This is a genomic window from Roseateles koreensis, from assembly GCF_028595305.1.
Taxonomy (GTDB): Bacteria; Pseudomonadota; Gammaproteobacteria; order Burkholderiales; family Burkholderiaceae_C; genus Paucibacter_A; species Paucibacter_A koreensis.
In genome coordinates this window covers 37151-51932 of record NZ_JAQQXS010000004.1, presented here as the reverse complement: position 1 = coordinate 51932, position 14782 = coordinate 37151, and the positions used below count along the sequence as shown (strand labels likewise).

Annotated in this window: 14 protein-coding genes; 4 read left to right on the top strand and 10 right to left on the bottom strand. The window is 62.7% G+C overall.

What is annotated here, in order from left to right:
- Positions 1 to 1434 carry a pyruvate kinase gene (gene pyk / locus PRZ01_RS05280; RefSeq protein WP_273595719.1) on the bottom strand — a complete coding sequence of 478 codons (1434 nt, stop codon included), beginning with the start codon at positions 1432 to 1434 and terminating at the stop codon, positions 1 to 3.
- A gap of 129 nt (positions 1435 to 1563) precedes the next feature.
- Entirely contained in the window at positions 1564 to 3891 is a 2328-nt protein-coding gene (locus PRZ01_RS05275; protein WP_273595718.1) for an NADP-dependent malic enzyme, read from the bottom strand.
- Positions 3892 to 4210: 319 nt separating this feature from the next.
- Between PRZ01_RS05275 and PRZ01_RS05270 the strand changes: the two genes are divergently transcribed.
- Positions 4211 to 5032 (top strand): hypothetical protein, encoded by an 822-nt coding sequence (locus tag PRZ01_RS05270; protein WP_273595717.1) that lies wholly within the window; start codon positions 4211 to 4213, stop codon positions 5030 to 5032.
- A 302-nt stretch (positions 5033 to 5334) separates the two neighbouring features.
- On the opposite strand, the gene PRZ01_RS05265 is transcribed toward PRZ01_RS05270, so the two are convergent.
- From PRZ01_RS05265 to def, 8 genes are all read right to left on the bottom strand, one after another.
- The gene (locus PRZ01_RS05265) at positions 5335 to 6528 is read right to left on the bottom strand and encodes a phosphoglycerate kinase (RefSeq protein ID WP_273595716.1); all 1194 of its coding nucleotides are present in this window, start codon (positions 6526 to 6528) and stop codon (positions 5335 to 5337) included.
- Positions 6529 to 6619: 91 nt separating this feature from the next.
- The gene (locus PRZ01_RS05260; RefSeq protein ID WP_273595715.1) at positions 6620 to 6952 is read right to left on the bottom strand and encodes an AzlD domain-containing protein; all 333 of its coding nucleotides are present in this window, start codon (positions 6950 to 6952) and stop codon (positions 6620 to 6622) included.
- The gene (locus PRZ01_RS05255; protein ID WP_273595714.1) at positions 6952 to 7686 is read right to left on the bottom strand and encodes an AzlC family ABC transporter permease; all 735 of its coding nucleotides are present in this window, start codon (positions 7684 to 7686) and stop codon (positions 6952 to 6954) included. The genes PRZ01_RS05260 and PRZ01_RS05255 overlap by 1 nt, the downstream gene beginning before the upstream one ends.
- A gap of 79 nt (positions 7687 to 7765) precedes the next feature.
- Positions 7766 to 8518, bottom strand: coding sequence for a head GIN domain-containing protein (locus tag PRZ01_RS05250; protein WP_273595713.1), 753 nt, complete (start codon positions 8516 to 8518; stop codon positions 7766 to 7768).
- A gap of 144 nt (positions 8519 to 8662) precedes the next feature.
- Positions 8663 to 9088, bottom strand: a complete 426-nt coding sequence (locus PRZ01_RS05245; protein ID WP_273595712.1) for a hypothetical protein — start codon at positions 9086 to 9088, stop codon at positions 8663 to 8665.
- 73 nt (positions 9089 to 9161) lie between these two features.
- A complete protein-coding gene (htpX, locus tag PRZ01_RS05240) occupies positions 9162 to 10007 on the bottom strand; it encodes a zinc metalloprotease HtpX (RefSeq protein WP_273595711.1) in 846 nt (281 codons plus the stop codon).
- A 61-nt stretch (positions 10008 to 10068) separates the two neighbouring features.
- Positions 10069 to 11037 carry a methionyl-tRNA formyltransferase gene (fmt, locus tag PRZ01_RS05235; RefSeq protein WP_273595710.1) on the bottom strand — a complete coding sequence of 323 codons (969 nt, stop codon included), beginning with the start codon at positions 11035 to 11037 and terminating at the stop codon, positions 10069 to 10071.
- 20 nt (positions 11038 to 11057) lie between these two features.
- Positions 11058 to 11576, bottom strand: coding sequence for a peptide deformylase (gene def, locus PRZ01_RS05230; RefSeq protein ID WP_273595709.1), 519 nt, complete (start codon positions 11574 to 11576; stop codon positions 11058 to 11060).
- Between the two features lie 223 nt (positions 11577 to 11799).
- Between def and PRZ01_RS05225 the strand changes: the two genes are divergently transcribed.
- The 3 genes from PRZ01_RS05225 to PRZ01_RS05215 all read left to right on the top strand — a co-directional run bounded on the left by PRZ01_RS05225 (position 11800) and on the right by PRZ01_RS05215 (position 14775).
- A complete protein-coding gene (locus PRZ01_RS05225; protein ID WP_273595708.1) occupies positions 11800 to 12996 on the top strand; it encodes a LysM peptidoglycan-binding domain-containing protein in 1197 nt (398 codons plus the stop codon).
- 24 nt (positions 12997 to 13020) lie between these two features.
- On the top strand, positions 13021 to 14214 hold the full coding sequence (gene dprA / locus PRZ01_RS05220; protein ID WP_273595707.1) for a DNA-processing protein DprA: 1194 nt from the start codon (positions 13021 to 13023) through the stop codon (positions 14212 to 14214).
- Between the two features lie 108 nt (positions 14215 to 14322).
- Positions 14323 to 14775: a Smg family protein gene (locus PRZ01_RS05215; RefSeq protein ID WP_273595706.1), complete on the top strand. Its 453-nt coding sequence runs from the start codon at positions 14323 to 14325 to the stop codon at positions 14773 to 14775.
- Positions 14776 to 14782: the final 7 nt, after the last annotated feature.

Genomic DNA, 14782 nt, shown 5'->3' with positions numbered 1-14782 from the left:
TTAACCACCGACCCGGCAGACCTTGAGCATATTGGTGCCGCCGGGGTAGCCCATGGGCTCACCGCAGGTGATGGCGTAGGTGTCGCCGGGCATCAGCACCCCCATGTCCACCAGAATCTTTTCGGCCACGGCCAGCGCGGTGTCACGGTCCTCAAGCACGGGCATCAGGAGTGGACGCACATTGCGGTACAGCGTCATCTTGCGTTGGCTGACCGGTTGGGTGGTGAGGGCAAAAATGGGCACCTGGATGCGGTGGCGGCTCATCCACAAAGCGGTCGAGCCTGATTCGGTCAGCGCCAGAATCGCCTTGCAACCCAGGTGGTGGGCGGTGAACAGAGCGCCCATGGCAATGCTTTGATCGATGCGCGCAAACTGGCGTCCAGCGAAGTCGGTGTCGAGCGTGACAAATTCGGCCCGCTCGGCCTCCAGCGCGATGGCGGCCATCTGCTCGATGGTTTCCACCGGGAACTTGCCGGCAGCGGTTTCAGCGCTGAGCATCACCGCGTCGGTGCCATCAAGCACGGCGTTAGCCACATCGCTCACCTCGGCGCGGGTGGGCACCGGGTTGACGATCATGGACTCCATCATCTGCGTGGCGGTGATGGCCACTTTGTCCAACTCGCGAGCCAGCTTGATCATGCGCTTTTGCAGGGCCGGCACGGCCGCGTTGCCCACCTCCACCGCCAAGTCACCGCGCGCCACCATGATGCCGTCACTGGCCCGCAGAATGGCCTCCAGGTGCGGAATCGCCTCGTAGCGCTCGATCTTGGCGATCATGCCGGGCTTGTGGCGGTAGGGCTCGCCGGCCACATTGGCCAGTTGGCGGGCCATCTCCATATCGGTCGCGTTCTTGGGAAAGCTCACGGCCAGATACTCGCATTGGAAGCTCATGGCGGTCTTGATGTCCTCCATGTCCTTGGCGGTCAGGGCCGGCGCGGTCAGGCCGCCACCCTGCTTGTTGATGCCCTTGTTGTTGGACAACTCACCACCCATTTTCACGATGGTGTGCACCGCTGCGCCGCGCACAGCCTCAACGGTCAGCACCAACAGGCCGTCGTTGAGCAACAAGGTGTCGCCGGGCTTCACGTCACGCGGCAGTTCTTTGTAGTCGAGGCCGACGATGTCGTCATTGCCCAGCTCGGTGCGTTCGGCATCCAAGATGAAGGAGCGGCCGTTGATCAGCTCGATCTTGCCGTTTTCAAACTTGCCGACCCGAATTTTCGGGCCCTGCAAATCGGCCATGATGGCCACCGACCGGCCGGCCGCCGCCGCCACCTCGCGCACCAGCCGGGCGCGGTCGATATGGTCTTGCGCCTTGCCGTGCGAAAAGTTCAGGCGCACCACGTCGACCCCGGCGCGGATCATGCGCTCCAACACCTCGGGCGAGGATGAGGCGGGGCCCAGGGTGGCAACGATCTTGGTGGCTCGGGACATGGCTGACTCTCGCTGAAATAAAGTTACAAGCGAGAGATTATGGTCCTCAAACAGCCAGAAAGTCGATTACAGCGAGTTACCAAAGCAGGGGCGAACCCCAGGCTTGGGATTCTCTGGATTTGCCGCCGATCAGGACCTCGCCGCCAGCACATCCGCCACCGCCAGCGCCGTCATGTTGACGATGCGGCGCACCGTGGCCGAGGGCGTGAGGATGTGCACCGGCGCCGCCGCGCCCAGCAGGATCGGACCCACCGTCACGCCGTGGCCGCTGCTGATCTTCAACACATTGAACAAGATATTGGCGGCATCCAAGGTGGGCAGAACCAACAGATTGGCGGCACCCTTGAGCTTGCTGTCCGGCAGAAAAGTGGCACGCACCGACTCCGACAAAGCCGCGTCGCCATGCATCTCGCCGTCGGCCTCGACCTCGGGGTGTTCCTGCGCAAATAACTCGTAAGCACGACGCATTTTGAGCGCCGACGGCCGCTTGCTGGAACCGAACATCGAGTGCGACACAAAGGCCAGCTTGGGCGGCAGGCCGAAGCGGCGCAACTCCTCGGCCGCCATGGCGGCGATCTCGGCAAGTTGCTCGGCGTCAGGCGTGTCGTTGACAAAGGTGTCGGTGAGAAAGATCGTGTGCTGCTCCAGCATCAAGGCATTCATGGTGGCGAAGGTCTTGGCACCGGTTTTTTTTCCGATCAGGTCAGACACATGCTCCAAGTGCGACTCAAAGCGCCCCACCATGCCGCAGATCATGGCGTCGGCATCACCCAGCTTGATGGCCAGCGCGCCGATGGTGGTGGCCGAGCGCCGGACCGCTGCCTTGGCCATGTCCGGGGTCACGCCCTGGCGGCCCATGGCGTGGTGATAGGCCTCCCAGTACTGGCGGAAGCGGGCGTCGTTGTCGGGGTCGATGACGGCCACATCTTCGCCCAGCTTGAGCCGCAGGCCGGCGCGGGCGATGCGAGTGCGAATGACCTCGGGCCGGCCGATCAGGGTCGGTTGAACAATGCCTTCGTCCAGCGCTACCTGCACCGCGCGCAAGACCCGTTCGTCTTCGCCTTCGGCATAAATGACACGCGCGGGATTGGCCTTTGCCGCCGCAAACACCGGGCGCATGAACATGCCGGTCTGGTAGACAAAACGCTCCAGCGATTGGCGGTACGCCGCCAAGTCCTGGATCGGCCGCGCCGCCACGCCCGAGGCCTCGGCCGCCTTCGCCACGGCGGGGGCGATGCGCAGGATCAAGCGGGCGTCAAAGGGCTTGGGAATCAGGTATTCAGGGCCAAACACCAGTTCTTCGCCGGCATAGGCGGCCGCCACCTCGTCGCTGGTTTCGGCCTTGGCCAGGGCCGCAATCTCGCGCACGCAGGCCAGCTTCATTTCCTCCGTGATCTTGCTGGCGCCACAGTCAAGCGCACCACGGAAAATGTAAGGGAAGCACAAAACGTTGTTGACTTGGTTGGGATAGTCCGAGCGCCCCGTGGCGATGATGCAGTCTGGGCGCACCGCCTTGGCCAACTCCGGGCGAATTTCAGGCTCAGGGTTGGCCAGCGCAAGAATGATGGGCTTGTCGGCCATGCCCGCCACCATCTCGGCCGTCAACACACCCGCCGCCGAGCACCCCAGAAAAATGTCGGACCCCTTGACAACATCCGCCAAGGTGCGCGCAGAAGTAACCTGGCAATAGCGCTGCTTGCTCTCGTCCAGCTTGCCGGCTTTGGCGTCTTCACGCTGGTCCTGGATCACGCCCTTAGAGTCGCAGACAAAAATATTCTCGCTCCGCACGCCCAAGCCAACCATCAGGTCCAGGCAGGCGGTGGCCGCAGCACCCGCACCCGACACCGCCAACTTGACCTGCGCAATGTCCTTGCCCACCAATTCCAGGCCGTTCAGCAAGGCTGCGCTGGAGATGATGGCCGTGCCATGCTGGTCGTCGTGGAAGACGGGGATGTTCATGCGCTCTTTGAGCTTCTTCTCGATGTAGAAGCACTCGGGCGCCTTGATGTCCTCCAGATTGATGCCGCCCAGCGTGGGCTCCATGGCGGCAATCATGTCCACCAACTTATCGGGGTCGCGCTCGGCCAATTCAATGTCGAACACATCGACACCGGCGAACTTCTTGAACAAGCAGCCCTTGCCCTCCATCACCGGCTTGCTGGCCAACGGGCCGATATCCCCCAGCCCCAACACCGCCGTGCCGTTGGTGATCACACCCACCAGATTGGCACGGGAGGTGAAGTCCGCCGCCAGCGACGGATCTTCCTCAATGGCCAGGCAGGCATAGGCCACGCCCGGCGAATACGCCAACGACAGATCACGCTGATTGGACAAGGCCTTGGTCGGTGTCACCGCGATCTTGCCGCGGGTCGGGCTGCGGTGGTATTCCAGCGCCGCCTCACGCAGCGCCGCTTCGGCCGGGGACAAGGTTTTGTCTTTTTTGGTGATCTCATTCATCGCAGTCTCCGTTCAAGAGAATCAGGCCCGGCCATGCGGCGCCTGCAATTCGGGGCACTGAATTTACCCCGCGAATTCCTGCGCCCGGTGAAAAACACTCGGAACTTCATGCAAAGAACGCAGGGGTTCATGTTGTGGATGCAAATGACCGCCACAATGCGATCAACGACCTTGAGCTTGAACTTTGTTTCGTATTTCCACTGGGGACTGCCTTGAAGCTTGGCCGACTTCTTGGAATCAATTCAGACCACGACGCGATTCCCTTGCCGGGAAACAGGCCATATTTAGAATGTCTAACCGTTCATTCAGGAGCTAAACGTTGGCAACATTAAACCTTCCGTTTCGGCACGCTAAATTCATGCGTGCTTTGGGTCTCGGCCTGCTCGCTTTTTGGGGCGCTGTCTCAGCCATTCACGCGCAAGATTCGTCGGCGAAGGAGGCTGCCAAGTCGACAGACAAGGGCACCGACCCCACCGTGGTGAGTTACCAAGCTTATGGCAAGTACGAATACATGGACCTGAATCAAGGTTTGAGTTCGGGCACCTTGCGCTTGGGCTACATCATGCCAATAGGAGAGCACGATAACTACAGCCTGCGCTTTGAACTACCGGTCATGAAAGTCGATGGTCTGGGCGGCAACGCACGCCATGACCTGGGTGACGCGGCAATCCGTCTGGGCCATGTTTTTGGACTGACCCGAACCCACGGTTGGGTGGCGCAGGCCGAAGCGATCTTCGATACTGCCTCGCGCCCAGAATTAGGCCGCGGCAAGAATATTTTGAAGGGCACATTAATTTACGCACGATTCTTAAAAGACGGCGGCATTTTTGCCCCCGCCTGGGTTCAGAGCGTGAGCGTGTCGGGTCAGGCCCAGCGCAGCAAGGTCAACAGTACGACGGTGGACTTTTACTATGTCCCCAAGCTGGCTGACTCCCAAAACTTGCTGACCTACGATCCCGCAATTAACTACGACTGGGAGAACAAGAGCAGCTTTGTGAGTTTGGCGATCACGGCTGGGCGAGTAATCGGGCAAGCCTTTGGCGGCAATGCCATCGTATTTGTCAAACCGACGCTGTTCGCTGGCGGCGCGAGACCTGGCAATTGGGGACTGGAACTCGGCTACAAAGTGGTCGGGTTCTGAAGGCGATCCGCTCGCTGAGCTAGCAAAGCATCAAGTCGACCCCGGCCTCTCGGCTTGACCGGAATTCGACAAAAATAGGCCCGCGCTTGTGAGGAACTCATCCATGCCCTGGACAAGGATTCTCTTCGAACAAATCGCCACCCGACGCCCAATGCCTCAGTTGAACTGACAAAGTGCAGCACGGTGCACTTTGCAGATCATTTCGAACGCTGTCTCGCTTGGGTTGAAGAACACAACGTCGACAGCTGAGTCGGCCCCGGCGCGACACGTGTAGGTGCTCGCGCCGTGGCCTCACCTGTCGCTCAGCCCGCCGCGCGCTGGCTCAGGATTTCAATCGCGGGCAGAGTCTTGCCTTCGAGGATTTCCAAGAAGGCGCCGCCGCCGGTGGAGATGTAGCCGACGTCTTTTTCAATACCGTATTTAGCGATGGCGGCCAGGGTGTCGCCGCCGCCAGCGATGGAGAAGGCGTTGGAAGCGGCGATGGCGCGAGCGATGGTCTCGGTGCCATGGGCAAAGGCGTCGAACTCGAACACGCCCACCGGGCCGTTCCAGACGATGGTGCCGGCGGCCTTGAGTTGCTCGGCCAGCAAGGCGGCGGTTTGGGGGCCGATGTCCAGGATCAGGTCGTCGTCGCCGACGGCGTTGGCAGCCTTGACCGTGGCGGGGGCATCAGCGGCAAACTTCTGCGCGACCACCACGTCGACCGGGATTGGCACGGCGGCGCCGCGGGATTTCATGGCCTCGATCACGGCGCGGGCTTCGCCGACCAGATCGGGTTCGGCCAGCGACTTGCCGATTTTCAGGCCGGCGGCCAGCATGAAGGTGTTGGCGATGCCGCCGCCGACGATCAGGCCGTCAACCTTGTCCGACAGGGCCTTCAAAATGGTGAGTTTGGTAGACACCTTGGAGCCGGCCACGATGGCGACCAGCGGGCGCTTGGGCGCCGCCAAGGCCTTGCCGATGGCGTCGATTTCAGCCGCCAGCAAGGGGCCGGCGCAGGCCACGGGGGCAAATTGGGCGATGCCGTAGGTGCTGCCTTCGGCGCGATGGGCGGTGCCAAAAGCGTCGTTGACGAAGATGTCGCACAGGGCGGCCATTTTCTTGGCCAGCACCGGGTCGTTCTTCTTCTCGCCCTTGTTGACGCGGCAGTTTTCCAGCAGCACCAACTGGCCCGGCGCCACGCTCACGCCGTCGACCCAATTCGCCAGCACGGGTACCTCGCGGCCCAGCAATTCACCCAGACGCTTGGCCACCGGGGCCAGCGAATCGGCGGGCTTGAATTCACCCTCGGTCGGACGGCCCAGGTGGGAGGTCACCATCACTGCGGCGCCGGCCTTCAAGGCCTGCTCGATGCAAGGCACCGAGGCGCGGATGCGAGTGTCTTCGGTGATGTTGCCAGCTTCGTCTTGCGGCACATTGAGATCGGCGCGGATGAACACGCGCTTGCCGGCCACTTGGCCGCTGCTGAGCAAATCAGTAAAACGAATGACGTTCATGGCAAGTCTCTGTTTTTCAGGTTGAACAAGAAGAGGAAAACGAGGGGAGAAAAAACAATCGTCAGCACAGCGGCAAGAATTTTCGGGCCGTTCACCAACCCAGGCCAATGCGCAAAACCAGCATCACCGCCGTGCCACTAAGAATGGTGCCGAGGATGCCACGGCGCCAGAAAAAATAGGCCGCTCCCACCGCCGTGGCATAAAGCCGGGCATCTTTGAAGGTGGAAATCAGGTGGCCCTGGCTCGTCACGATTTCAGGCGCGATCACCGCCACCAAGGCAGCCAGCGGGGCATAACGCAAGCCCTGCTTGGCCCAGTCCGGCAAGGGCAACTCCTCGTCGGGAAACATGAAAAAGCCGCGCGTCAACAGCGTGACCAGCCCCATGCCGACAATCCCGAGCGCGATTTCCCAGGGGCTCAGCATCAGCTTGTCCCCCGAGAGCGCTCAGGAAAGGTGTGCTCCATGAGCAGCCCCATCGCGACCGCTGCGGCAATCGCCACCAGGATATTCAGTCGCAGGGGCAAACCGTAGGCCGCGACAGCCGCCGTGGCAGCCACTGCGGCGGCCACCCAGGAGTTGCGGTCTTTCAGCAGCGCCAGCGCCAAGCCCAGCAAGGCCAGCACGCCGGCAAACCCCAAGCCCCATTGGGTGGGTACGCGGTCAGCCAGAAAAATCCCCAGCACCGAGGGCACTTGCCAGGAGGTCCAGTTCAAGGCCACTCCGCCCCAGTAATAAGGTACTTGCTCGGGTGCCGGCTTGATATCGGGAAAGCGGCGGATGAAGGCCACGTAATTCAGGTCGGCCGCAAAATAGCTCATGGCCAGGCGCTTGGTGCGCGCCAAATGCCCAAAGTACATGCGCCATTGCGCGCTGAAAATCACAAAGCGCAGATTGACGCAAAACGCCGTGGCCCAAACCACCCACAGCGGTGCACCACTTGCCAACAGCGGCAGAGCGGCCAGTTGCGAGCTGCCGGCGAACACGACGAGGCTCATCAAGAGCGACAGCCCCACACCCAGGCCACTTTTGATCATGGCCACGCCCGTGACCAAGCCCCAGGCAGAAATGCCCAGGGTGATGGCCGTCATGTCTTTGGCACCGCGCTTGAATTCGGGATGGCGCCACATGGGCACCGAGGCTGAAGAAGAAAAACCCATAGGCGCATTGTCCTACGGGCTTCTACCAATTTCCGCCGAACAGAAAATGTCGGGACGCAATTCAGCGCCTTGTGCGGTCTTAGTTCAGCTTTCGAACCCTGCCGCTGCCGGCCACAGACACGCTGAGCTCTGGTGCGCCCACATAGCCCACATCCCCTGAGCCGGCAATCGAGGCCCGCAGCGTCTTGGTCGCCTGTACCTCCACATCGCCACTGCCGGTCACCGAGAGGCTGGCCTCCGCCGCAACCAATTCGCGGGCCTTGAAGTCGCCAGAGCCGGCCACGGACGCGCGCAAGGTGTTGACCTTCCCGCTGGCCTTCACTGTGCCGCTGCCCCCTAGACCCACACTCAGGGTGTCGCTTTCGAGGTGGTCGAACACAATGTCACCCGAACCGCCTAGCGTCACGCTGACGCTGGGGGTCTTGAAGGCTTCAATCCGCATGAGACCGCTGCCGCCCATCTCGATGCTGCTCAACACGGGGAGGTCCACCACAAGCTGGGGGCGCGACGAGCCGGCCAAGTTGATGCCCTTGCGCGCACGGATGGACAGGTATCGGCCGCTGCGGCCCTCGATCACCTGGGTTTCCAACAGCGCCTGGAGGTTCCGGTCGGTGCGCACTTCAACGCGCGGGCTATTGGTCTGCCGCACCGTCACTGCAAAATCGCCAGCCAGGCTGATCGCGTCGAATTGGCCGACATTGCGGATCTCGCTGGTGATCTCACCGGAGCCCTTGACGGTTTCATTTCCCCACGTGCCCAAGCTCCAGGCCTGGGCGGAGGTGGCAACAAGCAGGCTGCCAGCGGCAAGCACAAGGAATCGACGGTTCAACATGAGGGGCTCCAAGATCGGACGGGAAGGCCGCGATCTTGCCCAAACCCGCACCCTTGGGGCCCGACGAAACGACAGAGTGCATCAACCGTGGCATCAGCGGCCACCCAGAACGACAGATCGTGCCGTGGCGGCGACACCGCGGCGTCAATGCGCGGGCTTGGCCTTGGCTGCTTTGGTGTCTTTGGCGCTGTCTTTTCCGCCGTCTTTAGACTCTTTGGCCGCGTCTTTCTCAGGGGCCTTGTCGCCATCCTCTGAGGCGCTGGCGGGCTTGCCCGGGACCGGGCGCGGCACGACGGGCACGATGCCTTCAATCTTGTTCTCGCGCATGTATTCATCCATCTCGCGCCAGCCCGCGAACACGGAAGCTTTGTGGGCTTTAGGGTTCAAGGTGTAGCAGTCTTCAATGGCGCGCAGGGCATGCCGACAGGCACTGCCAATGGCTTTGCCCTCGGCTTCTTTGGCAGCCTGAACTTTGGCGGGGTCTTCGATGCCCAGTTGCTCGCACCCGGCCAGCCCGAGCGGCAGCAGCAACGCGGCGGCAAGTGCCAGAGCGGGGCGGAATGGGGTCATGGGCGCAAGATCCTTCATGCACGGTTTATCGGCAGGCGAACCAGACACTTGAACCGACTCCTTGAAACTGCGCTCAGCGCCGCACCATTTCCAACAAGCGCGCAACGCGCTCTTCAGTGGCCGGATGGGTGCTGAACAAACGGCTCAGGCCGCCGCCATGCAGCGGGTTCATGATCATCATTTGCGCGGTTTCAGGGTGACGCTCAGTGGCTTCCAGCGGCAAGCCTTGGGCGATGCGTTGAATTTTTTCCAGGGCTGAGGCCAGGGCGGCGGGGTCGCCTGAAATTTCAGCGCCTCCACGGTCCGCCTCGAACTCGCGGGCGCGGCTGATCGCCATCTGAATCACGCTGGCAGCAATCGGCGCCAGCACTGCCACCAAAATACCCACCAGCGGATTGGCTGGACGCCCCTCGCTGTCGCGCCCGCTGAAGAACATGGCGAAATTGGCCAGCATGGAGATGGCGCCCGCCATGGTGGCGCTGACGGTGCTGATCAAGATGTCACGATGCTTCACGTGGGCCAACTCGTGCGCCATCACGCCGCGCAGTTCGCGCTCGTTCAGCACCCGCAGTATCCCGGTGGTCGCGGCCACCGCCGCATGCTCGGGGTTGCGCCCAGTGGCGAAGGCGTTAGGCGCGTCTTCATCGATCAGGTAGACGCGGGGCATCGGCAACTGGGCCTTTTGCGCCAACTCGCGCACCATGGCGTAGAACTGTGGGGCCGAGCTGTCGTCCACCTCGCGGGCGTTGTACATCTTCAGCACCATGGTGTCGGAGAACCAGTAGCTGAAGAAGTTCATGCCCAACGCGACCACCAGCGCCAGCATCATGCCGCTGCGCCCACCCAGCATGGCGCCGATCGCCATGAACAAGGCGGTGATGGCGGCCATCAGGATGGCGGTCTTCATCAAATTGAACATGGGAATCCTTTAGGTTTTGAATGTGCAAACAGCCCCTCAGTTGGGGCCTCAGACGCCTTCTTCAAGCCGCCGCGAGGGCGGCAGGTTCGAACATCGCACCCACAACGATGGGCCGAGCCTGCAAGAACGCCGAAACTCGCAGGCGCTTGCCGCCCGCGCGCTGAAGCTCGGTCAGCCGCACGGCTTGTTGGCCACAGGCCACGACGGGGCCTTGTTCGTCCACCGACAACACGCAACCGGGGCGGCCAGAGCCAGGCACGGCCTCGGCACGCCAGATCTTGATGGCCTCGCCCTCCAAGTGCGACAACCCGCCCGGAAAGGGGTCAAACGCGCGCAGGCGCCGTTCGATCTGCGCAGCATCCTGCGTCCAGTCGATCAAGGCTTCGGCCTTGTCGATCTTGTGCGCATAACTGACACCCTCGGCGGGTTGTACAACTGGCCGCAGCCCGTCACGGGCAGCCAAGTCCAGCGCATCAACAATCATCCGCCCGCCCAGGGCGGCCAAACGGTCGTGCAGGCTGGCAGTGGTGTCAGCTGCATCGATGTCCACACGCTCGGTCAACAACATATCGCCAGTGTCCAACCCTGCGTCCATTTGCATGAGGGTGATGCCGGTCTGGGCGTCACCCGCCTCGATGGCGCGGTGAATGGGCGCCGCCCCGCGCCAGCGCGGCAGCAAGGAGGCGTGGATGTTGAGGCAGCCCCGCGTTGGCAGATCCAGTGTCCATTGGGGCAGGATCAGGCCGTAGGCTGCCACGACCATGACGTCGGCCTGTGCCGCGAGCAAAGTGTCGCGCGCGAGGGCTGCTTCATCGGCAAATTTGCCGTCCAGGCGCAAGCTGCGCGGCTGGCTGACCGGGATGCCGTGCTGCAGGGCGAGCTGTTTGACGGGCGAGGCCTGCAACTTCATGCCCCGCCCCGCCGGCCGGTCGGGCTGCGTCAGCACCAGAGGCACTTCAAAGCCACGGGCCAGGAGGGCTTGCAACGCCGTGGCGGCAAATTCCGGCGTACCGGCAAATACAACACGCATGGGAGGGGGTTCCGGGTCGGTCAGCGCTTGTGCGCTTGCTCTTCACGCGTCTTTTTGATCATCTTGGTCTTGATGCGCTCGCGCTTCAAGGGGCTCAGGTACTCCACGAAGACCTTGCCCATCAAATGATCCATCTCGTGCTGGACGCACACGGCCAGCAGGCCCTCGGCATCAAACTCGTAGGTTTCGCCTTCACGGTTCAGCGCACGCACAGTGACGCGGGAATGGCGTGGCACCTTGTCGTAGATCTGCGGGACAGACAAGCAGCCCTCTTCGCCCTCGGTGAACTCGGCGCTGGTGTGAATCAACTCCGGGTTGATCAGCACCCGAGGCGTGTCGCGGTCGTTGGAGGTGTCGATCACCAGCACACGCTCGTGCACATCCACCTGGGTTGCGGCCAAACCCACGCCTTCGGCGTCATACATGGTTTCAAGCATGTCGTCGACCAGGCGGCGGATGCGCTCGTCCACTTGGGCCACGGGGGTGGCAACCGTATGTAAACGAGGGTCGGGGTAGCGCAGAATATTCAGTATTGCCATGAATCGTCGAGTTGTAAGTGCATGCAAGAGGGTGAAAGCTCCTGCTTAACTGCTTTGCGACGAGTCCTGTTTGGGGGCAGAATCGCCGCGCAAGTCCATGATTTTCGCCGAATTGCCATCCAAGAGCATGAAAGCCTGAAATCAGCCCCAAGGAAGCCTGGAAACGCAGCCCCCCGCCAGGATTCATCCAACCTATCGCCGCTGATGCGGTGGAGAGCCCTTGATGCCCGTGTCCACGCTCTATACCTGCCCGTCCTCACGCACTGCGCGCCACCCGCTGGCTGTGGCCGCCCTGTCCGCGATGCTGATGCTGGGTCTGGCCCACACCGCAGCGGCCAACACCTATCCCGTCAGCCCCGCCCAACGCGCCACCGCCGATCAGGTGGCCCAGCGCGGCGTGCCGCTGTCAGAACTGGCGCCCAATGCGCCCGACACTTACACCGTCAAGACCGGCGACACCTTGTGGGCCATCTCCCAAATTTTTCTGAAAAGCCCTTGGCGCTGGCCTGAACTGTGGGGGATGAACCACGAGCAGATCAACAATCCTCACCTGATTTACCCGGGGCAGGTGCTCATGCTGGTCAAGCAAGACGGCATGGCCCGCTTGCAACTGGGCCAGGAGCGCAGCGCTGGCGATACCTCAGACACGGTGAAGTTGTCGCCCCGCATTCGCAGCAGCGACAGTGACGTGGCGGCCATTGCCGCCATTCCGCTTAATTTGATCGAACCCTTCCTGAACGACGCCGTTGTGTTCGATGCCGATGCGCTGGCCACCGCGCCCCGCGTCGTCGCCTCACCGGAAGGACGAGTGCTGGTGACAAAGGGCGACTTGGCCTATGCCCGGGGCGATTTCAGCGCGGCGAACGAATACCGCGTGTTCCGCAACACCGTCCCGCTGCGCGATCCGGGGACCCAGGAGATTCTGGGTTATGAGGCCCGCTACCTAGGCACGGCTGACTTGATTCGTCCGGGCGAAGAACGCAGCGATGGCGACGGCCACTCGGAGATCGTACCTGCCACGCTCCGCGTCAAGACGGTGCGCCAAGAAATTGGGGTGGGCGACCGCCTGGCGCCTGTGCTGCAACGCAACTTCTTGCGCTACGTGCCCCACGCACCCAGCCAAGCCGTTGAGGGACGCATCGTCTCCATCTACGGTGACAGCCTGAATGCGGGCCAGAACCAGATCGTCGCGCTGAACCGCGGTGCCCAGGATGGCCTGGAGCGCGGCCATGTGCTGGCGCTGTGGCAAAAGGGCCGCAACGCCGTCGACACCACCTATGAGCGCAAGCAAGACATCGTGCTGCCGGACGAACGGCATGGCGTGCTCTTCGTGTTTCAGGTGTATTCGCGCGTGTCCTACGCCTTGATCATTTCCGTCAAGGAACCGGTTCGGGCGGGAGATCGCTTCAGCCGCCCCTGAGCACCGAACCAAGACACCCGGTTGATGGAACACTCCGAGCTGGCCGCTTGGCTGCGCCTGCTTGAAACTCCGGGCCTCGGGCTGGAGGGCGCGCGGCGCTTGCTCGCTGCAGCGGGCTCGGTGCAGGCAGTGTTTGATCTGCCGCCCACCGTGCTGCATGCCCTGCTGTCGCCCAAGCAACGCCAATTCACAGGGGGCGCCTGGAATGCCAGCCCCGAGACCCTGGCCAAGCTGATCGACACCACCTGGCGATGGTTGCAGCAGTCGCCCACTCACAGCGTGCTGTGCCTGAGCGATGCTGATTACCCGCCGGCCTTGCTGGCAACGGCTGACCCGCCCCTGTTGCTCTACCTCGCAGGCGATCGCAGCCTGTTGAATCGTCCCTGCCTGAGCATCGTGGGCAGCCGCAACCCAACCGCGCAAGGCCGGGAAACCGCTGAGCACTTTGCGCGCGACCTGAGCCAGCACGGCCTCACCATCGTGTCGGGCCTCGCCTTGGGCGTGGATGGCGCCGCGCACCAGGGGGCACTGCAAGGGCTGGGGAGCAGCATCGGCGTGCTCGGTACGGGCCTGGATTCGGTCTACCCCGTCAAACACAAAAGCCTGGCCGCGGCCATGGTGGCGCATGGGCTGCTGATCAGCGAGTACGCGCTCGGCACCCCGGCGTTGGCGGCCAACTTTCCCCGGCGCAACCGGATCATCGCGGGCCTGAGCCAAGGCTGCCTGGTGGTGGAGGCGGCGCTGCGGTCGGGCTCCCTGATCACCGCCCGCCTGGCCAGCGAAGCCGGCCGGGAGGTCTTTGCCATCCCGGGTTCCATCCATTCAGCGCTCAGCCGCGGCTGCCACGCCTTGATTCGACAAGGCGCCAAGCTGGTGGAAACCATTGACGACGTGCTGGAAGAGCTGCCCCCGCTGGATCTGGGCCCACACAACGCCGCCACACTGACTGCCTCGACAGCGACAGCACCCCTGCGGCCCAGCGCGCCTGCCAAGCCCCGCGCGGGGACCGCCCCGCCGCCGGCCACCGCCGCTCCGCGCCCACCGGCACAGCAGCAAGTGTTGAACCTGATGGGCTTCGACCCGGTGTCGCTTGACGCCCTGATGGCTCGCGGCGGGTGGGAAGCGGCCGAGCTGAATGCCCATCTACTGGAGTTGGAGCTGGACGGCGCCGTGGCACGCCTGCCAGGGCAGGTCTTTCAACGCCAGGCCCACGCCTGATCTGATGGTTTTCACGCCAGATTTAGGGACAAGCCCGGTCATTTCGCGCTGGATTTGACCCAACCACCCACAAATCAGTCAACAAATCGACTGCGTTATAGTCAGGCCATGCTTGACGTACTGGTCTATCTCTACGAAACCTATTGGCGCCCGGATGCATGTCCTGACCATGCGCAGCTGAAGCGCAAACTGTCTGCCGTGGGTTTCGAAAGCGATGAAATCCAGGAGGCCCTGACTTGGCTGGACGGCTTGGCCGCTGGCGCCTCCTCCTATCAGGGCACCCAAGGCCCGCTGAGCCAACGGGTCTATTCGGTGGCGGAGTTGGACCATCTGGGCGAACCGTCGGTCGGCTTTGTCAGTTTTCTTGAGTCCGCGGGCGTCTTGCCGCCCCCCATGCGCGAAATGGTGATCGACCGTGCCATGGCCGTGCCCGGCGCGCCGATGGATCTGGAAGACCTCAAGATCATCGTCTTGATGGTGTTCTGGAGCCTGGGCGAAGAGCCCGATGCGCTGATTCTCGACGAACTGTTCGTCGCGCCTGAAGACCGGCTCATTCACTGAGCCACTG